This is a genomic window from Salmonella sp. SJTUF15591, from assembly GCF_043356435.1.
GTDB lineage: Bacteria > Pseudomonadota > Gammaproteobacteria > Enterobacterales > Enterobacteriaceae > Salmonella > Salmonella enterica.
The window spans coordinates 32,535-51,451 of sequence record NZ_JBEUJO010000001.1 but is presented as its reverse complement, the minus strand read 5'-3'; the positions used below and the strand labels follow the sequence as shown (position 1 = coordinate 51,451).

At 51.7% G+C, this 18,917-nt stretch carries 17 protein-coding genes; 7 read left to right on the top strand and 10 right to left on the bottom strand.

What is annotated here, in order from left to right:
- The first annotated feature begins 211 nt into the window (after positions 1-211).
- From ABVM99_RS00255 to osmB, 5 genes are all read left to right on the top strand, one after another.
- On the top strand, positions 212-2,146 hold the full coding sequence (locus ABVM99_RS00255) for an exoribonuclease II (RefSeq protein WP_000485041.1): 1,935 nt from the start codon (positions 212-214) through the stop codon (positions 2,144-2,146).
- A gap of 261 nt (positions 2,147-2,407) precedes the next feature.
- Entirely contained in the window at positions 2,408-4,390 is a 1,983-nt protein-coding gene (pdeR, locus tag ABVM99_RS00250) for a cyclic di-GMP phosphodiesterase (protein ID WP_023194370.1), read from the top strand.
- 121 nt (positions 4,391-4,511) lie between these two features.
- Positions 4,512-4,691, top strand: a complete 180-nt coding sequence (locus ABVM99_RS00245) for a hypothetical protein (protein WP_001279854.1) — start codon at positions 4,512-4,514, stop codon at positions 4,689-4,691.
- Between the two features lie 86 nt (positions 4,692-4,777).
- Positions 4,778-5,530, top strand: coding sequence for a DNA-binding transcriptional regulator YciT (locus tag ABVM99_RS00240; RefSeq protein WP_001088594.1), 753 nt, complete (start codon positions 4,778-4,780; stop codon positions 5,528-5,530).
- Positions 5,531-5,788: 258 nt separating this feature from the next.
- On the top strand, positions 5,789-6,007 hold the full coding sequence (osmB, locus tag ABVM99_RS00235; protein WP_000481166.1) for an osmotically-inducible lipoprotein OsmB: 219 nt from the start codon (positions 5,789-5,791) through the stop codon (positions 6,005-6,007).
- 119 nt (positions 6,008-6,126) lie between these two features.
- Here the strand turns inward: osmB and yciH are convergent, their stop codons facing one another.
- The 5 genes from yciH to pgpB form a co-directional block, all read right to left on the bottom strand.
- Positions 6,127-6,453, bottom strand: a complete 327-nt coding sequence (gene yciH, locus ABVM99_RS00230; protein ID WP_001285199.1) for a stress response translation initiation inhibitor YciH — start codon at positions 6,451-6,453, stop codon at positions 6,127-6,129.
- Positions 6,453-7,190 carry an orotidine-5'-phosphate decarboxylase gene (gene pyrF, locus ABVM99_RS00225; RefSeq protein ID WP_072101831.1) on the bottom strand — a complete coding sequence of 246 codons (738 nt, stop codon included), beginning with the start codon at positions 7,188-7,190 and terminating at the stop codon, positions 6,453-6,455. The genes yciH and pyrF overlap by 1 nt, the downstream gene beginning before the upstream one ends.
- A 190-nt stretch (positions 7,191-7,380) precedes the next feature.
- Positions 7,381-8,550 (bottom strand): lipopolysaccharide assembly protein LapB, encoded by a 1,170-nt coding sequence (lapB, locus tag ABVM99_RS00220; protein WP_000891378.1) that lies wholly within the window; start codon positions 8,548-8,550, stop codon positions 7,381-7,383.
- A gap of 6 nt (positions 8,551-8,556) precedes the next feature.
- The gene (locus ABVM99_RS00215) at positions 8,557-8,865 is read right to left on the bottom strand and encodes a LapA family protein (protein WP_000876301.1); all 309 of its coding nucleotides are present in this window, start codon (positions 8,863-8,865) and stop codon (positions 8,557-8,559) included.
- 149 nt (positions 8,866-9,014) lie between these two features.
- Positions 9,015-9,779, bottom strand: coding sequence for a phosphatidylglycerophosphatase B (gene pgpB / locus ABVM99_RS00210; protein ID WP_000948651.1), 765 nt, complete (start codon positions 9,777-9,779; stop codon positions 9,015-9,017).
- A 195-nt stretch (positions 9,780-9,974) separates the two neighbouring features.
- On the opposite strand from pgpB, the gene ribA reads away from it, so the two are divergent.
- The gene (ribA, locus tag ABVM99_RS00205; RefSeq protein WP_001176284.1) at positions 9,975-10,565 is read left to right on the top strand and encodes a GTP cyclohydrolase II; all 591 of its coding nucleotides are present in this window, start codon (positions 9,975-9,977) and stop codon (positions 10,563-10,565) included.
- Positions 10,566-10,620: 55 nt separating this feature from the next.
- On the opposite strand, the gene acnA is transcribed toward ribA, so the two are convergent.
- The 5 genes from acnA to topA form a co-directional block, all read right to left on the bottom strand.
- Positions 10,621-13,296, bottom strand: a complete 2,676-nt coding sequence (gene acnA, locus ABVM99_RS00200; RefSeq protein ID WP_052938172.1) for an aconitate hydratase AcnA — start codon at positions 13,294-13,296, stop codon at positions 10,621-10,623.
- Between the two features lie 182 nt (positions 13,297-13,478).
- Positions 13,479-13,571, bottom strand: coding sequence for a small membrane protein YmiC (gene ymiC / locus ABVM99_RS00195; RefSeq protein ID WP_223156441.1), 93 nt, complete (start codon positions 13,569-13,571; stop codon positions 13,479-13,481).
- Between the two features lie 280 nt (positions 13,572-13,851).
- On the bottom strand, positions 13,852-13,992 hold the full coding sequence (locus ABVM99_RS00190) for a YmiA family putative membrane protein (protein ID WP_213083417.1): 141 nt from the start codon (positions 13,990-13,992) through the stop codon (positions 13,852-13,854).
- A gap of 280 nt (positions 13,993-14,272) precedes the next feature.
- Entirely contained in the window at positions 14,273-15,247 is a 975-nt protein-coding gene (cysB, locus tag ABVM99_RS00185; RefSeq protein ID WP_000776233.1) for an HTH-type transcriptional regulator CysB, read from the bottom strand.
- A gap of 410 nt (positions 15,248-15,657) precedes the next feature.
- Positions 15,658-18,255, bottom strand: coding sequence for a type I DNA topoisomerase (gene topA / locus ABVM99_RS00180; RefSeq protein WP_001649179.1), 2,598 nt, complete (start codon positions 18,253-18,255; stop codon positions 15,658-15,660).
- Positions 18,256-18,657: 402 nt separating this feature from the next.
- Here topA and ABVM99_RS00175 point away from each other — a divergent pair, with 402 nt between their 5' ends.
- Entirely contained in the window at positions 18,658-18,909 is a 252-nt protein-coding gene (locus tag ABVM99_RS00175) for a YciN family protein (RefSeq protein ID WP_000548616.1), read from the top strand.
- Positions 18,910-18,917 lie beyond the last annotated feature (8 nt).

Below are 18,917 nucleotides of genomic sequence, written 5' to 3'. Positions count from 1 at the left end.
GCGCATTTTTTCCCGCTACTCACCAGGGGAGTTTCATCGGAGCAGGCCATTAATATGTTAGGCTGGTGCGGCGTGTGCGGATGGTTAAATCGTTTAAAAATCGCGTTGGGCGAAACCTATTAACTCATCCATTACTGAAAGAGCGCTTGCTGCGCCAGGCAGAATCGCGTAAAACTGTCAGCCGCTCTTTTGGCTACGAAAATAGACGAATATGTTTCAGGACAACCCGCTGCTAGCGCAGCTTAAACAGCAACTGCATTCCCAGACGCCGCGCGCTGAAGGGGTCGTAAAAGCCACGGAAAAAGGCTTTGGCTTCCTTGAGGTTGACGCGCAAAAAAGCTATTTCATTCCTCCGCCGCAGATGAAAAAAGTGATGCATGGCGATCGTATCGTCGCGGTCATCCACACGGAAAAAGAACGGGAGTCTGCCGAGCCGGAAGAACTGATCGAACCGTTCCTGACGCGCTTTGTGGGAAAAGTTCAGGGTAAAAATGACCGCCTGTCCATCGTGCCGGATCATCCGTTGCTGAAAGACGCGATTCCCTGCCGCGCCGCGCGCGGCGTTCAGCATGAGTTCAAAGAAGGTGACTGGGCGGTTGCCGAAATGCGCCGCCATCCGCTTAAAGGCGACCGTTCGTTTTACGCCGATTTAACGCAGTACATCACCTTTGCCGACGATCACTTTGTTCCCTGGTGGGTTACGCTTGCCCGCCACAACCTGGAAAAAGAAGCGCCGAACGGCGTAGCGACGGAGATGCTTGACGAAGGGCTGGAGCGTCAGGATCTGACCGCGCTGAATTTCGTCACTATCGATAGCGCCAGCACTGAAGATATGGATGACGCGCTATATGCTGAGGAATTAGCGGACGGCAGACTCCAGCTTACGGTGGCTATCGCCGATCCTACCGCCTGGATTGCCGAAGGCAGTAAGCTGGATAACGCCGCGAAAATTCGCGCCTTCACCAACTACCTGCCGGGCTTTAATATTCCTATGCTGCCGCGTGAGCTGTCTGACGATCTGTGCTCACTGCGCGCCAACGAAGTGCGTCCGGCGCTCGCCTGTCGCATGATAATCGCCGCGGACGGCACCATTGACGATGATATCGCCTTTTTTGCGGCCACCATCGAATCGAAGGCCAAGCTGGCGTACGACAATGTCTCCGACTGGCTGGAAAATAACGGCACCTGGCAGCCGGATAACGAAGGCATTGCCCAGCAGATTCGTCTGTTGCACCGTATTTGTCTAAGCCGCAGTGAGTGGCGTCATCATCATGCGTTAGTCTTTAAAGACCGCCCGGATTACCGCTTTGTGCTTGGCGAAAAAGGCGAAGTACTGGATATTGTGGCGGAACCGCGCCGTATCGCTAACCGTATCGTAGAAGAGTCGATGATCGCCGCTAACCTTTGCGCCGCGCGCGTACTGCGCGATAAGCTCGGTTTCGGTATTTACAACGTACATACGGGCTTCGATCCCGCGAATGCCGACGCGCTTGCCGCGCTGCTGAAAACGCATGGTCTGCATGTCGATGCCGAAGAGGTGCTGACGCTGGAAGGCTTCTGTAAACTGCGTCGCGAACTGGATGCGCAGCCCTCCGGTTTCCTTGACAGCCGCATTCGTCGCTTCCAGTCTTTTGCGGAAATCAGCACCGAGCCGGGGCCGCATTTCGGTCTTGGTCTTGAGGCTTATGCCACCTGGACCTCTCCCATCCGTAAGTATGGCGATATGATTAACCATCGCCTGCTGAAAGCGGTCATCAAGGGGGAAGCTATTGCGCGTCCGCAGGAAGATATCACCCAGCAAATGGCGGAACGCCGTCGCCTGAACCGCATGGCGGAGCGCGATGTCGGCGACTGGTTATATGCACGCTTCCTTAACGATAAGGCGGGGACAAATACCCGTTTCGCGGCAGAAATTATTGACGTCAGCCGCGGTGGTATGCGTGTGCGACTGGTCGATAACGGCGCTATCGCCTTTATCCCTGCCCCGTTCCTGCACGCCGTTCGCGATGAACTGGTATGCAGCCAGGAAAACGGTACGGTACAGATTAAAGGTGAGACGGTTTATAAAGTGACGGATGTCATTGATGTCACTATTGCGGAAGTTCGCATGGAAACCCGCAGCATTATTGCCCGACCGGCAGCGTAACCACGTTGAGCTCGTTTAACGGCCTTTGCTGAGAAGGCAAAGGCCGTTTCTTTTCTTCTTCTCCCTTCCGTCATGCTCTAAGTTTAATCTTATTCAAGCGCCCCATTTCTTGTTATTTTTAGCTGGCGACTATGCTTTTTCCAGAATCTGGATTACATATGAATACATAGATAAAACAATACGTTCAGCCATAATTACCCTTATTTATAACATGGCTAACCTTTCTTTTCGGGCACCTGGCGCTTAAATGGGATGGTACGCATGATGAAACAGATTCAGGAACAAACGGCGCTAAATCCCCTTCACTCTCACTGGCGTCTGGCTGATGACCGCAACGTGCTGTATCTCTCCCCGACAGGTGAAACGGATGCAGAAAAAACGGTTGAGCTATCGCCGGAACAAGCCGGGCGTATCCGGGAAATAACGGCGATTACGTCCAGTCTGCTGATAACGTTGTTGATAGAAAAACAGGTTACCGCTGTGCACCTGGTAGGCCGTAAGATTAATAACCGTGAATGGGCTGGCAGCCTGGCAACCTGGCCTGATACGCCTGCCGTCTCGCCAACGCAGGCGCAGGAGCTCTCTTTTGCCGAGCAAATCGTATCAGAAGCCAACTCAGTCATTGCGATACTGGATAGTCGGGGAAAAATCTGTCGATTTAATCGGTTATGCGAAGAGTACACGGGCTTAAAAGAGCAAGATGTAATTGGTCAAAGCGTCTTTAAATTATTTATGAGCCGCCGGGAGGCGGTTGCCTCCCGACACTACATTGAGAATTTTTTTCGCAATGGCAATGCCTATGAAATCGAACGCTGGATAAAGACCCGTAAAGGCCAACGCCTGTTCTTGTTTCGTAATAAATTCATCCATAACGGCAGCGGAAAAAACGAAATTTTCCTGATCTGCGCAGGCACGGATATCACCGAAGAAAGGCGGGCTCAGGAGCGTTTACGCATACTGGCGAATACAGACACCGTCACCGGCCTGCCCAATCGCAATGCTATTCATGAATTTATTAATCATGCTATTGCCTCGGCTGGCGAGTCTCAGGTGGGTATCGTTTATCTCGATCTGGATAACTTCAAGAAAATTAATGACGCCTATGGGCATATGTTTGGCGATCAGCTCTTACAGGCCGTTTCGCTGGCGCTGTTGAGTTGTCTGGAGGAAGATCAATTGCTGGCCAGACTGGGGGGAGATGAATTTATTGTCCTCGCTGCCCATACGTCTCAGGCCGCGCTGGAAGCAGTAGCCTCACGAATCCTTACCCGTCTGCGGCAACCGTTTCGCATTGGACTCATTGAAGTTTACACGGGATGCGCCATTGGCATTTCGTTGGCCCCCCGGCACGGACAGGACAGCGAAAGTCTCATTCGCACTGCCGACACCGCAATGTATAACGCCAAAGAAGGCGGCCGCGGTCAGTTCTGCGTTTTTTCGCCGGAAATGAATCAGCGCGTATTTGACTATCACTGGCTGGATACAAACCTGCGAAAAGCGCTGGAAAACGACCAGTTACTTATTCACTATCAGCCCAAAATTACCTGGCGCGGCGAAGTACGTAGCCTGGAAGCGCTGGTACGCTGGCAATCGCCGGAACGCGGATTAATTCCGCCGCTGGAGTTCATCTCATACGCCGAAGAGTCAGGACTCATCGTCCCGCTGGGCCGCTGGGTGATTCTGGATGTAGTTCGCCAGATTGCGAAATGGCGCGATAAGGGGATTAACTTGCGCGTAGCCGTTAACTTTTCGGCGCGACAACTGGCCGACCAGACGCTTTTTACTGCGCTTAAACAGGCTTTGTACGATCTGAATTTTGAGTATTGCCCGATCGATGTCGAGCTAACGGAAAGCTGCCTGATTGAAAACGACACGCTGGCGCTATCGGTTATCCAGCAATTTAGTCAGCTCGGCGCTCAGATCCATCTGGATGATTTTGGCACCGGGTATTCTTCGCTTTCTCAACTCGCCCGGTTCCCTATCGATGCCGTTAAACTGGATCAGGCTTTCGTCAGAGATATCCATAAGCAACCGCTGTCGCAATCTCTGGTTCGGGCTATTGTCGCGGTGGCTCAGGCGCTAAATTTACAAGTGATTGCCGAAGGCGTAGAAAATGCTAAAGAAGATGCCTTCCTGACAAAAAACGGCGTCAATGAACGACAGGGCTTTTTATTCGCCAAACCTATGCCCGCCGTTTCTTTTGAACGCTGGTACAAACGTTATCAGACGAAAAAAATGCGTTAATGGCGGCGATAATAGGGAGAACAGCCTGTGCAGACAGGCATAGCCCTATTTTTCCCTTCTCTTTTCAGATTAATTTCTGCATCATGAATTGAAACCTTTTCTGACATTAAGGATGACAAACATGTCTGATATCGAAGCACAACGAATTGCCGCACGCATTGATACCGTGCTGGATATCCTTGTTGCTGGCGATTACCACTCGGCCATCAATAACCTTGAAATATTGAGAGCAGAGCTGTTAGATCAGGTTAAAGACGGTATCTCGCCATCCCAGGCTCCCGGGTCGCCCTGGGAAATCTGATAGCGATTATTTGTCCGGGATGGCCGTTAGCCCTTCCCGGCTCTCTGACTGTCTGTTGACTCCTCTTAACGTATAAAATTAATACTATGAACTCCCGACAACAATCAATTTTGCAAATGGTGGTTGATAAAGGCCAGATGAGCGTTGCTGAACTGGCGAAAATTACCGGCGTATCTGAAGTCACGATTCGTCAGGATCTGAATACCCTGGAAAAGCAGAGCTATTTACGCCGTGCGCATGGTTTCGCCGTTTCGCTTGAGAGCGATGACGTAGAGACTCGCATGATGACGAACTACACGCTAAAACGCCGACTGGCGGAGTTCGCCGCCTCGCTGGTCAGTCCAGGGGAATCCGTTTTTATTGAAAATGGCAGCAGCAATGCGCTATTGGCCCGGACGCTGGCGGAACAAAAAGATGTCACGATCATCACCGTGAGCAGTTATATCGCGCATCTGCTCAAAGAAACCCCTTGCGAAGTCATTCTCCTCGGTGGAATCTATCAGAAAAAAAGTGAAAGCATGGTAGGGCCGTTGACGCGACAGTTTATCCATCAAGTGCATTTCAGCAAAGCATTTATCGGTATTGATGGCTGGCAGGCTGATACCGGCTTTACCGGACGCGATATGATGCGATCGGATGTGGTTAACGCTGTTCTGGAAAAAGGTTCAGAAGCGATTGTCCTCACCGACAGCTCCAAATTTGGCTGTGTGCATCCCTATCCCCTGGGCCCGCTCTCTCGCTTCCATCGTGTCATTACGGATTCCAGAATTTCCGCCAGCGATCAAATGCAGTTAGAGCATGCAGGGCTGCTAGTCAATGTTATTGGCTCATCCGTTTAAAATATTTCCCGATGGTTTGCCCTATGGCAAATCATCCTCTCTCTAAGACTTTTCTGACATCCCAATTAAGACTATTTACCTGTTGTAACGAGCGTAACGTCGTAAAATTAATATTAGCGAAATAACAGGAAGTGACTATCACCTGCGTGATATACCCCTGCGCAATCAGGTTTTACGGAAAATCTCTTAACAGGTTTTATTTTAACTATAGTTATAGTGAGCTTAATTCCGTGAATCGTTAATTCAGGAGAGAGTATTATGTTTATGACGAGCAAAAAAATGGCCGCTGCTGTGCTGGCAATCACCGTAGCAATGTCTCTGAGCGCCTGCTCAAACTGGTCCAAGCGCGATCGCAACACGGCTATTGGCGCAGGTGCGGGGGCGTTAGGCGGCGCAGTGTTAACGGACGGCAGTACATTAGGCACCCTGGGCGGCGCGGCGGTCGGCGGCGTGATTGGTCACCAGGTTGGAAAATAATCCAGACGTTTAAATATTGAACGGCTCAAAATAATACGTTTATTCTTTTCAGGTCTGGATTACAAAAATAGACAAAGTTGACTTTTACGCCACGGTAATTTACAACCGTGGCGTTTTCATTAGCCACCAGCTAATTTTACTTTCATTCCTTTAGCTTCCAGCAATGATTTTATCAAGTCGCGTTTATCTCCCTGAATTTCAATAATCCCTTCTTTTACTGCCCCGCCACAGCCGCATTTTTTCTTCAGTTCAGCCGCCAGTTTGGTTAATTCCGCATCATTCATCTCGATACCGGTAATCAAACATACGCCTTTACCCTTACGGCCACTGGTTTGACGCTGAATGCGAACGATACCATCCCCTTTGGGACGAACCGGCGCCGTTTTAGGTTCTTCAATGCGCCCCGTCTGTGTTGAATAAACCAGACGACTATTGGAATCGCTCATTATGCCTCCCGTTTCAGTGACGCGTTAATATCCTTCAGCGTTTGCGCCGGATCTACCGATTGCGTAACCGGGCGGCCAATCACCATATAGTCGACGCCGGCGGATAATGCCTGTTCGGGCGTCATAATGCGTCGCTGGTCGCCTGCCTCGCTGCCTGCGGGCCGAATGCCCGGCGTCACCAGCTTAAATGCAGCGCCAAAGGCCTGTTTAAATCTGACCGTTTCCTGAGCGGAACAGACCACGCCATCCAGCCCGCATTGCTGTGTCAGGCGCGCCAGCCGCTCCGCATGTTCCGCCGGTGACAACGTCACGCCCAGATCGCGCAGATCGCTGGTTTCCATACTGGTCAACACGGTCACGGCAATGAGCAACGGCGCATCTTTACCGAATGGCGCCAGCGCGTCGCGCGCTGCGGCCATCATTCTCGCCCCGCCAGACGCGTGAACGTTTACCATCCAGACGCCCAGGTCTGCCGCTGCGGCGACTGCCCGGGCCGTGGTGTTGGGAATATCATGAAATTTTAGATCAAGAAAGACATCAAACCCACGTTGCTGGAGATCCCGAACGAGCTGTGGACCAAACAGCGTGAACATCTCTTTGCCCACTTTTAAGCGACAATCGCGAGGATCGATTTTATCGACAAACGCCAGGGCTTTATCGCGTTCATGGTAATCCAACGCCACAACGACAGGCGATTCAGTAATAGCGCAGGAAGAAGATGAAGCAGTAAACGTCATGACCAGACCTTCTTGATGATGGGCACCGGAAGTGGCGCAAATTGGATAAACGGCGTGCATTCTACCTGCGGCGCAGGGAAATTAACAGGTTCGATTGACAACCTGATAAGCCCTGGCCGCCGATGCCAGCGTCGTTTCTAGCTTTACATCATTAAGTATGTTGTAACTAAAGCGAAGCTTTTTTTATATACTACTGCCCATCAAGTCCGCGAATAGGTTTAATGGTCGACCATGCCCGGCAGGACGGACAGTGCCAGTACAAGGTATAGGCGGTAAAACCGCATTTCTGACAACGATACCGCGGTTTACTGCGCACCTGCTCGCCAACCATATCACGCAGTACCATCAGGCTTTCTTTCGCTCGCCCTTCTTCCGCCTCGTTGAGGTGGTAATCCATCAGCTTATGGAACACCCGCATGGTAGGGTGTCGCTGTAGCTGACGCGTAATATAGACTTGAGCTGCATCACTACCTTCACGCGCTTCCAGAATATCGGCAAGCATTAACTCAGCGCCAGCACCGGTATTCTCCTCTACGGCGCGGCGTAAAAACTCCGCCCACTCGGCATTTTTACCGAGCTGTTGATAACAGGTTTGCAGCATCTCCAGCGTTTCGCTGACCAGCTCTTTATCCTGAACGATCACCCGTTGCAGGCTTTCGACCGCTTTGGCGTAATCCCCTCTCGCCATATAAACGCGCCCCATCATGATAGACACCCGGGCGCTATTTTTATCTGCGGCGGCACCTTTTTTCAGCAACGCCATCGCGCGATCCATATCGTCGTTGCCCATCTGCTGTAACGCTAACTCACAGTAAAAATGGGCGATTTCGATACGCTGTTTATCTTTGCCCAGTTTCACCAGCCGTTCTGCTACTTCGATCGCCTTTTGCCAGTCGCTGGTTAGCTGATAGATTTGCAAGAGCTGCTGTAACGCGCCTACGCGAAATTCCGTTTCGTCGGTAAGTTGGTTAAACATATCTTCCGCGCGGTCATATAAACCGGCGGCCATATAGTCGCGCCCCAGTTGCTGAACAGCCAGTAAACGCTGTTCATAGGTCAATGAAGCGCTTTCCATGAGCGTTTGATGAATACGAATGGCGCGATCGACTTCGCCGCGTGAGCGAAACAGATTACCGAGAGTGAGATGAGCCTCAACGGTGCCGGTATCCTCTTTAAGCATATCGAGGAACAGATCCACCGCTTTATCTTGTTGGTTACTCAGCAGGAAGTTAACCCCTGCGACATAATCGCGCGACAGGCGGTTAGCTTCATCCTGTTTTGTTTGTTGCGCACTTCTGCGACCCATATACCACCCATAGGCAGCGGCTACAGGCAACAGCAGAAATAACAACTCCAACATAAATGATTATTCCTTTACAACCGACGAATCGGCAGGGACCGCAACGTCGGTTGCTGGCGAGAGCTTGTTTTCCAGTCGTTTAATTTTACGCTCAGCGCGGGCAAGGGAAACGCGGACCCGCAGCCAGAACAGGCCGCAAATCAGCCAGCCAATCGCAAAACCGACGGCGAACAGCACAGCAAGCAACGTGGAGATACGATACTCCCCTTGCGCCAGCAGGTAGTTAAACGTCACCTGTTGATCATTCTGCGCGCCCAGCGTCACCGAAATAACAAAAATCGCCAATACCAGTAAGAAAATGAGTAAATATTTCACATTACTTCCCGTTATGTGGTTTGCGCGAATAAATCGTGTCCAACTTACCGCATCCAGCCTTCTAAATTACCATTTTCCCGCCTCGCGCGAAATGGAAATGCGCCCGCCATCAGATGATTTAAGGGCAATAGTCAGAAAATCAACCGTTGTCAGCTTTCCTGCTCGCGTTCAGCAATTTCTTGCGCTTCTTCACGAGGCGGCATAAGCGGCCCGCAAATTCGCTGCGCCAGCCAGGTCGCCAGGGTAACTAATAGCCAGGAGATAAGCGTGGCGACCACTAAATCTCGCGGCCAGTGCATTCCCAGAAGCAAACGGCTGCCCATTACGCCGGTCGCCCAAACTAACAAAAACGCGATGGTGAAAGTCCGTCTGCGCGGCCATAACAGACCCACGGCCAAAAGCGCCCAGCTCGCTGCAAACATGGTGTGTCCGGAGGGAAACGCAAAGCCCGTCTCTTTTTGCCAGTGCTGACGCAGGAAAACGGGGATGTTCTGTTGCCCGGCCAACTGCTCTTTCACTAAATGTCCGCGTTCTGTACGCTTTAAAGTGTAGAACTCATCGACGGGAATATGGTGCGTTTTTTCAAGCCAGACCACAAATGGCCGCGGCTCCTGTACGCGCTCCTTTACCCATGACTTCACGCCCTGCCCGACGATAATCGCCCCGCCGAGAATCGCAAACAGCATAATGGCGGCGCGCAGGCGAAATCGCAGGCACCATAAGAACCATCCACAAAGAATCACATGCGTGATAACGCCCCAGGGTTTGGTCACGGTTTCCGTTATCCAGAATAGCGTTTTTAGCCACCAGACCTGATGTCCTGGCTGCCACTGCCAGCCTGATACCCATACGGCAAGCGGCATGATAAGCAACAGGGCGGCGCCTGCCGCGGTGCGCCTCGCAATTGAAAGCATGGATGCTCCTTTTATAAGTAAGTATCACAATCATAACTGAAAATTCTCGCCGGACTGGAAAATTGACAAATTTGTGCCATTCCTGAGCAATTACGTGGTAGTGATTAGGTGATGTCCGCCGCCTTATGGCAAAATAGCGGGATACAAGCCAACAGGCGACGACACCGCAGGCGTCAGCATAATCTGGAGAAATACATGCAGCTTAAACGTGTGGCAGAAGCCAAACTGCCAACCCCATTGGGTGACTTTCTGATGGTGGGATTTGAAGAACTGGCAACCGGACACGACCATGCCGCGCTGGTTTTTGGCGATATTTCAGGTAAAACGCCGGTCTTGGCTCGCGTTCATTCCGAATGTCTTACCGGGGACGCGCTTTTTAGTCTGCGCTGTGATTGTGGTTTTCAACTGGAAGCCGCGCTGACGCATATTGCGGAAGAAGGACGCGGTATTCTGATTTACCACCGTCAGGAAGGCCGCAATATCGGCCTGCTTAATAAAATTCGCGCTTATGCGTTACAGGATCAAGGCTATGACACGGTGGAGGCCAATCATCAGCTCGGCTTTGCCGCCGATGAGCGTGATTTCACCCTGTGCGCGGATATGTTCAAATTACTGGGCGTGGATGAAGTTCGCCTGCTGACCAATAATCCGAAGAAAGTCGAAATACTGACCGAGGCGGGAATTAATATCGTGGAACGCGTTCCGCTCATTGTGGGTCGTAATCCAAATAATGAGCATTATCTCGATACTAAAGCGGCCAAAATGGGCCACCTGCTAAGCAAGTAAGCCACTGGTATTAAAGCGCGGGCCTGCCTGTTTACGGCAGGCCCGATAAACGGCTTTAGTTCAGCATATTTCTAATGACATAGTGCAATATGCCGTCATTCTGGTAGTAAGTCAGCTCGGTGGCGGTATCAATGCGACAGCGACAAAGCACCGTTTCTTTGCTGCCGTCCGCTCTCGTTAACATAACCGGAATGGTCGCGCCAGGGCGCAGATTTTGCAGATCCGCGATATCAATCACCTCTTCCCCGGTCAGTCCCAGCGTTTTACGCGTTACGCCCTGTGGAAACTCCAGCGGCAGGATCCCCATCCCAATCAGGTTTGAGCGGTGGATACGTTCGAACGACTCGGCGATCACCACGCGAATACCTAACAGCCGCGGACCTTTTGCCGCCCAGTCACGGCTCGATCCCGACCCATACTCTTTCCCGGCAATTACCGCCAGCGGCGTTTTTTCCTGCTGGTAGAGCATCGCGGCATCATAAATCGACATCGCTTCCGTACCCGGCAAATGCCGCGTCATCCCACCTTCGACGCCGGGCAGCATTTCGTTGCGAATACGAATATTGGCGAACGTACCGCGCATCATCACTTCATGGTTGCCGCGCCGTGATCCATAAGAGTTAAAATCCTTCCGCTCAACGCCGTGGTTTTGCAGATAGCGTCCGGCGGGACTGTCCGGCTTGATACTGCCGGCCGGAGAAATATGGTCGGTCGTTACCGAATCCCCCAGCATCGCCAGGATACGCGCGCCGTGGATATCTTTGACTGGCGCAGGCTGGGCCTGCATTTCATCAAAGAAAGGCGACAGGCGAATATAGGTTGAATCCGACTGCCAGCCGTAGGTATCGGACGATTCAACCTGAATCGATTTCCATTCTTCCGTGCCCTCAAACACTTCCGCATACTCTTTACGGAACATATCTGATGATACCAGTTCAACGGCGCGGGCAATTTCCTGCGCCGAAGGCCAGATATCCTTCAGGTATACCGGATCGCCTTTACGATCGTACCCCAGCGGGTCTGTCGCGAGGTTAATATTCATGTTTCCGGCCAGCGCATACGCGACCACCAGCGGCGGCGACGCCAGCCAGTTCGTTTTCACCAGCGGATGGATACGCCCTTCAAAATTTCGGTTACCGGAAAGCACGGCCCCTACCGTCAGATCGCCTTTTTTAATCGCGGTCTCAATAGGCTCCGGCAACGGACCGGAGTTCCCGATACAGGTCGTACAGCCATAACCGACCAGGTTAAAACCGAGCTCATCCAGATAAGGCGTAAGTTTGGCCTGCGCCAGATAGTCAGATACCACTTTTGACCCCGGCGCCAGAGAAGCCTTGACCCACGGTTGACGCTTCAACCCCAGCGTTACTGCTTTTTTCGCCAGTAATCCCGCCGCCATCAGCACGCTGGGATTCGAGGTATTCGTACAGGAGGTGATGGCGGCAATGACGACAGCGCCATCCGGAAGCTGATATGGCTGTCCGTTCATCGTATAGTCAACCGGCTGGCGATCTTTTTGCGCGGTATTCAGCTCCAGCTCGGCGCTGGCGGCAAAGGCTTTCGGCACATCGCCTAACGCCACGCGATCCTGCGGGCGTTTCGGCCCGGCCAGACTGGCCTCGACATGGCCCATATCCAGTTCCAGAGTACTGGTAAATACCGGTTCGTCTCCGGGATTGCGCCACATTCCCTGCGCCTTCGCGTAGGTTTCAACCAGCTCGACCAGATCGTCGCTACGTCCGCTTAATCGCATATATTCCAGGGTGATGGCGTCAATAGGGAAGAAACCACAGGTTGCGCCATATTCCGGCGACATATTAGCGATGGTCGCGCGATCCGCCAACGGCAGCGAATCCAGACCATCACCATAAAATTCAACAAATTTACCCACGACGCCATGCTTACGCAGCATTTGCGTGACGGTGAGCACCAGGTCAGTAGCGGTGATTCCCTCCCGAAGTTTACCGGTTAACTTAAAGCCGACGACATCCGGGATAAGCATCGACACGGGCTGACCAAGCATTGCCGCTTCTGCTTCAATACCACCCACGCCCCACCCCAATACGCCCAGACCATTAATCATGGTCGTATGGGAGTCAGTCCCCACCAGCGAGTCCGGGTAAGCAATCCACTCCCCGTCCTGTAATTCGCTCCAGACGGCTTTACCCAGGTATTCCAGGTTAACCTGATGGCAAATGCCGGTGCCGGGCGGCACCACGCTGAAACGGCTGAATGCCTGCTTTCCCCATTTCAGGAACATATAACGCTCATGGTTACGTTCCATTTCCAGCCGCACGTTTTCTTCAAACGCATCGTCATCGCCGAAATGATCGACCGTCACAGAGTGGTCAATAACCAGATCAACCGGCGATAACGGGTTCACTTTCGACGTATCGCCGCCGAGGCGTTTAACGGCTTCACGCATCGCCGCCAGGTCGACAACGGCAGGCACGCCGGTAAAGTCCTGCATCAGGACACGGGCGGGCCGCCAGGCAATTTCACGATCGGCATGGGCATTTTTAAGCCAACCGGCCAGCGCCTGAATATCTTCATCAGTCACAGATTCGCCGTCCTGCCAGCGCAACAGGTTTTCCAGTAACACTTTAAGTGATTTGGGCAAACGGGCGATATCGCCCAGGGATTTGGCAGCCAGCGGCAGACTGTAGTAATGATACGTTTTATCTTTGGCCTGCAATGTATCCTTACTGGCTTCTCGTAGGGTTGACGACATAGCTCCTCCTTAAATGACAGGGTTGCGTTACCCTGATTCTCCACAGGGTTGTATTAAAGATAACACAAACAAAATGTAACGTTTTGATAACAACCCAAATTGCTAAAAGAGGAGAAACCTAACAGGCGAGGAACGAAGATGAAAAAGCCCGATAAATAACGCATTATCGGGCTTTGACGAGATTAGACGGCAATCCAGATTAACTCGACCCAGAACAGTAGCGATAATATAAACGCGCCAGTCCATGACCAATACTTTATATTTGACGTTAACATAGGCGACACCAACTGTGTTTAATCAATACTGAGAGGCGCTCAGCACACGGTTGCTGCGGTGTAATAAGACAGCGTTAATAAAACAGTAACGCCAATAAAAAGACGGATATTATTTTTGTGACACCTCATCAGCAAAAGCATCAATAAATGCCCGCTGCTGCGGTGTGAGCGTCCAGTGTTGCGGAACAGACCGAAAAACGGTCGTATCCGGGGTGTTATCATCGTCACAAGATTGAATCGGGGGCGCGATCACGCGCTCGCGTTCCGACGTAATGCTCACTTAGCCCCACCAATGCCAGATAACAAGCGCTACCACTACCCAGAACAGCGCAGAACCCACAAAAACCGCCAGCCATGCTTTACGTTTGAGCTCAGGGTCGCGGCGCGGTTCCTGGTTTTCAGAAGGCATTACTAACCTCATGCTATCGGTATCACTTATCATTTCAGCACCAAACAATCGGTACAATTAATCATCAGATGAGACAAATCCTAAATAAACTTTAGTCAAAAATCCAGTCAATTTACGAATCGTTGCCAGTGAATAAATCAATCTTTTGACTCAAGATAACTATTTGGAAAAAGAAACTGGCGGGACGGGTAATTCAACACTATTTTGCTGATCATTACCCGTAATACTTCGAGGGATATTGCAAAAGGCGGCTTTGTCTGCCATGCCACTACGACACAAACCGGCGGTGATATTACTTTTCAGGCAGCTTTATATCCTGAAACATCGCTTCAATTTCTTCATTAGAACGCAACGCCACCGCCGTATCCACCACATCACGCGTCAGATGCGGCGCAAAACGCTGGATAAAATCATACATATAGCTGCGTAAAAAAGTACTACGGCGAAAACCAATTTTTGTGGTGCTGTGGCTAAAAATATCGTGCGCGTCAATCCGCACTAAATCAGGATCGGCAAGCGGATCGACCGCCATGCTGGCAATGACGCCAACGCCCAGCCCTAACCTGACATACGTTTTAATCACATCCGCATCGGTTGCAGTAAAGACGATCCGCGGCGTTAATCCTGCGCGATTAAAAGCGGTATCCAGTTCGGAACGCCCGGTAAAGCCGAAGGTATACGTCACCAGCGGATACTGCGCCAGCGCTTCAATCGTTACGGAAGACGTTGCCGCCAATGGATGATCCGGCGTCACCACTATCGAACGGTTCCAGTGATAGCATGGCAACATCACCAGATCGTCATATAAATGCAGCGCTTCCGTGGCAATCGCGAAATCGGCGTTCCCTTTCGATACCGCTTCCGCAATCTGCGTTGGCGACCCCTGGTGCATATGCAGCGAAACGCGCGGGTAACGCTCGATGAAGCCTTTAATCACGCCTGGCAATGCGTAACGCGCCTGAGTATGGGTAGTGGCAATATAGAGCGAGCCTTTATCCGGCCAGGTATGCTCGCCGGCGACCGACTTAATGGCATCGACTTTGGAAAGCACCTCACGCGCAATACGAATAATCTCCTGGCCTGCGGGTGTCACCTGAGTCAGATGCTTACCGCTGCGGGCGAAAATCTGGATGCCAAGCTCATCTTCCAGCATCCTAACCTGCTTGCTGATCCCCGGCTGGGAAGTATACAACCCCTCAGCGGTAGAGGAGACGTTAAGGTTATGATTAACCACTTCAACAATGTAACGAAGCTGCTGCAATTTCATAATACATCATCCAGATTAGCGCCATCAGGCCATCGTTTATCTGCAGACATCATTGGGCTGCTAATACGATTTAATAATAAAAAAGGTGTTAACTATAACCACTATATCATTTATATCTGAACTGTATAGCCAGCGCGATAAAATAATAAGCCCGCTATACCCAAAATAATTCGAGTGATTAAAGGCAACAAGCGAGTGAGTTCCCAGGAGCATAGATAACGATGTGACAGGGGTGAGCGACAAATCTGCCGGGAGCAGATTTGAACGTCGCGTGCGACGGCCCGTCAGGGCGAGGCCCATAGATGGGCCGAGTAATCCGTAGCCAACACATAAGCCACTTGAAATATGAAGGGGATATAAAAAAGGGCCGCTTACGCGGCCCGCTTGACTATAGTGACGACAGGCAGGGGTTATTTCTTGCCTTCAACCCACTTGCCGTCGACGAAGAACGCTGACCATCCCGTCGCCTTCCCGTCTTTTTCCGCCGCAACGTACTGCTGTTTTGTTTTGCGGCTAAAGCGAACAACGGTTTTATTACCTTCCGGATCCTGCTGCGGCGCATCCGCCAGATACCGCAGTTTTTCCGGCAGGCGATCGCGGAACCGGTAAAGCTCCTCGACTAATGGCGCGCGCGTTTCGCGTGATTTCGGGAACGTATTGGCCGCCAGGAATATCCCTGCGGCGCCATCGCGCAGCACAAAGTACGCGTCCGATTTTTCACACGGCAGTTCCGGTAATGGAACAGGATCTTCCTTCGGCGGCGCAACTTCGCCGTTACGCAAGATCTTACGGGTGTTTTTACATTCGTCGTTAGTACAGGCCATGTACTTACCAAAACGCCCCATTTTAAGGTGCATTTCGGAACCACATTTCTCACACTCAACGATCGGGCCGTCATACCCTTTGATGCGGAACTCGCCTTCTTCAATCTCGTAGCCGTCACAGGTCGGGTTATTACCACACACATGCAATTTACGCTTCGGATCGATCAGATAGCTGTCCATCGCCGTACCGCACTTCTGACAGCGACGCTTGGCGCGCAGGGCGTTGGTTTCGGCGTCGTCGCCCTCCAGCACGTTCAGAACTTCATTTTCCGGCACCAGGTTAATGGTCGTTTTACAACGCTCTTTCGGCGAAAGCGCATAACCTGAACACCCAAGGAAAACGCCCGTACTGGCAGTACGAATTCCCATTTTACGGCCACAGGTTGGACAGTCGATGCTGGTCAGCACCATCTGGTTAGGACGCATCCCCCCTTCTTCCGGATCTTTCTCGGCTTTATCGAGCTGCTGAGTAAAATCGCTGAAGAAGTTATCCAGTACCGCTTTCCACTCGGCCTGGTGATTCGCAACCTGATCCAGACTATCTTCCATCTGCGCGGTAAAATCGTAGTTCATCAATTCGCGGAAGTTTTCTTCCAGCCGGTCGGTGACGATTTCACCCATTTTTTCCGCATAGAAGCGACGGTTTTCAACGCGAACATAGCCGCGATCCTGAATGGTCGAGATAATCGACGCATAGGTAGACGGACGACCAATACCGCGCTTCTCAAGCTCTTTAACCAGAGAAGCCTCGCTAAACCGGGCTGGCGGTTTAGTAAAGTGCTGAGCAGGCGTCAATTCAAGTAGCGTCAGCGCATCGCCCTTATTCACGGCAGGCAATGTGCGATCTTCATCGCCTTTACGCAGCGCCGGCATCACTTTTGTCCAGCCGTCAAAGCGCAAAATACGCCCACGCGCTTTCAGACGGAATTCGCCTGCGCCAACGGTAAGCGTAGTAGAGTCATATTGTGCTGGCGTCATCTGACAGGCGACAAACTGACGCCAAATTAGCTGATACAACTTCTGCGCGTCAGCCTCCATGTCTTTCAGCGACTCCGCCATGACAACAACGTCAGAAGGACGGATCGCTTCGTGCGCTTCCTGAGAGTTTTCTTTGCTGGCGTACTGGTTCGGGTTATCCGGCAGGTATTTCTTGCCGAAATTATCGCCAATATAACCGCGCACCATGTTGACCGCATCCTGACTCAGGTTGGTGGAGTCTGTACGCATATAGGTGATGTAGCCCGCCTCATACAGACGCTGCGCCATCATCATGGTTTTCTTCACGCCAAAGCCCAGCCGGGTGCTGGCCGCCTGTTGTAGCGTGGAGGTGATAAACGGCGCGCCAGGTTTGCTGCTGGTCGGTTTGTCTTCACGCTCCAGTACGCTATAGCGCGCTTTTTCCAGCAAGCTGACGGCGGCAAGCGTCTGCTCGCGATTTACCGGCCGGAATGGCTTGTCGTTCTGATGCGTGACCTGTAGCGGTAGCGCCTCGCCAGACGGCGTCGTCGTATTGGCGTCAATTTCCCAGAACTCTTCCGGAACAAATGCTTTAATCTCGCGCTCGCGTTCAACGACCAGACGGACCGCGACAGACTGAACGCGACCTGCCGACAAACCACGGGCGATCTTTTTCCACAGCAGCGGCGAGACCATATAGCCTACCACGCGGTCCATAAAGCGGCGCGCTTGCTGGGCGTTGACCCTGTTAATATTCAGCTCGCCCGGCTGTTCAAACGCCTGGCGAATGGCATTTTTGGTTATTTCGTTAAAGACTACGCGACTGTAGCGCGCGTCATCGCCGCCGATCACTTCCCGCAGGTGCCATGCAATGGCTTCCCCTTCGCGGTCAAGGTCGGTTGCGAGATAGATGTGGTCGGCTTTTTCCGCCAACTGTTTCAGTTCAGAGACGACCTTCTCTTTACCGGGCAGCACTTCATAGTGCGCATCCCAGTTGTGCCACGGATCAACCCCCATACGGTTGACGAGAGCGCCACGTTCATCCTTTTTGGGCTTTTTAGCCGTTTTGGTGGAGGTAGAGTCGGCGCTCTTTTTAGCTGCTGAGCCACTGGTCGGCAAATCACGGATATGACCCACGCTGGATTTCACCACGTAGTCATTACCCAGATACTTGTTGATCGTTTTGGCTTTTGCCGGGGACTCAACGATGACAAGAGCTTTACCCATATTCACCTTTACCTAAGTTGATTCTTCCAGGAATGCGTCGCACGTTGATTCACCTTCCACTGGCGACGAGACAACGATATATGGTCTCTGCGTCTGCGGATATCAACCCCTTGTACTGGCTTTGTGTACGAAATGTAACCCTCAGGTGACTGAGTTAACAGGCTTTTTTGCACACACGCGCTATAGCACGACGGAATTTTGGTCGAATGTCAAGCAATTCTGTTGCCAGATTGACGAAAGCGTCACACTGTACCTGATAAAATTCGATACGCAACTTTATTAGCATGCAAAAACAAATCTTGCCAGTGAACGCAACATGACAAATCCATCAATTTCCTGTGAGAATATTTGCCCATCAGAAGTGCTCAGCGTAGACTAATCTCCTTGTTTAAGGAGTAAAAAATGCATAAAGAGACGCAACCTATCGATCGCGAAACACTGTTGCTTGAAGCCAACAAAATTATTCGGGAACATGAAGACACGATGGCAGGTATTGTCGCCACCGGCGTAACGCAGAGAAATGGCGTGCTGGTTTTCAGCGGCGATTACTTTTTAGACGAGCAAGGGTTACCGACCCCTAAAAGCACCGCGGTGTTTAACATGTTTAAACACCTGGCGCATGTGCTGTCTGAGAAGTATCACCTGGTGGATTAATCCATGCC

Coding starts and splice junctions, on each gene's coding strand:
- ABVM99_RS00255 (WP_000485041.1), top strand. CDS start 212: ATGTTTCAGGACAACCCGCTGCTAGCGCAGCTTAAACAGCAACTGCAT.
- pdeR (WP_023194370.1), top strand. CDS start 2,408: ATGATGAAACAGATTCAGGAACAAACGGCGCTAAATCCCCTTCACTCT.
- ABVM99_RS00245 (WP_001279854.1), top strand. CDS start 4,512: ATGTCTGATATCGAAGCACAACGAATTGCCGCACGCATTGATACCGTG.
- ABVM99_RS00240 (WP_001088594.1), top strand. CDS start 4,778: ATGAACTCCCGACAACAATCAATTTTGCAAATGGTGGTTGATAAAGGC.
- osmB (WP_000481166.1), top strand. CDS start 5,789: ATGTTTATGACGAGCAAAAAAATGGCCGCTGCTGTGCTGGCAATCACC.
- yciH (WP_001285199.1), bottom strand. CDS start 6,453: ATGAGCGATTCCAATAGTCGTCTGGTTTATTCAACACAGACGGGGCGC.
- pyrF (WP_072101831.1), bottom strand. CDS start 7,190: ATGACGTTTACTGCTTCATCTTCTTCCTGCGCTATTACTGAATCGCCT.
- lapB (WP_000891378.1), bottom strand. CDS start 8,550: ATGTTGGAGTTGTTATTTCTGCTGTTGCCTGTAGCCGCTGCCTATGGG.
- pgpB (WP_000948651.1), bottom strand. CDS start 9,779: ATGCTTTCAATTGCGAGGCGCACCGCGGCAGGCGCCGCCCTGTTGCTT.
- ribA (WP_001176284.1), top strand. CDS start 9,975: ATGCAGCTTAAACGTGTGGCAGAAGCCAAACTGCCAACCCCATTGGGT.
- acnA (WP_052938172.1), bottom strand. CDS start 13,296: ATGTCGTCAACCCTACGAGAAGCCAGTAAGGATACATTGCAGGCCAAA.
- ymiC (WP_223156441.1), bottom strand. CDS start 13,571: ATGTTAACGTCAAATATAAAGTATTGGTCATGGACTGGCGCGTTTATA.
- ABVM99_RS00190 (WP_213083417.1), bottom strand. CDS start 13,992: ATGAGGTTAGTAATGCCTTCTGAAAACCAGGAACCGCGCCGCGACCCT.
- cysB (WP_000776233.1), bottom strand. CDS start 15,247: ATGAAATTGCAGCAGCTTCGTTACATTGTTGAAGTGGTTAATCATAAC.
- topA (WP_001649179.1), bottom strand. CDS start 18,255: ATGGGTAAAGCTCTTGTCATCGTTGAGTCCCCGGCAAAAGCCAAAACG.
- ABVM99_RS00175 (WP_000548616.1), top strand. CDS start 18,658: ATGCATAAAGAGACGCAACCTATCGATCGCGAAACACTGTTGCTTGAA.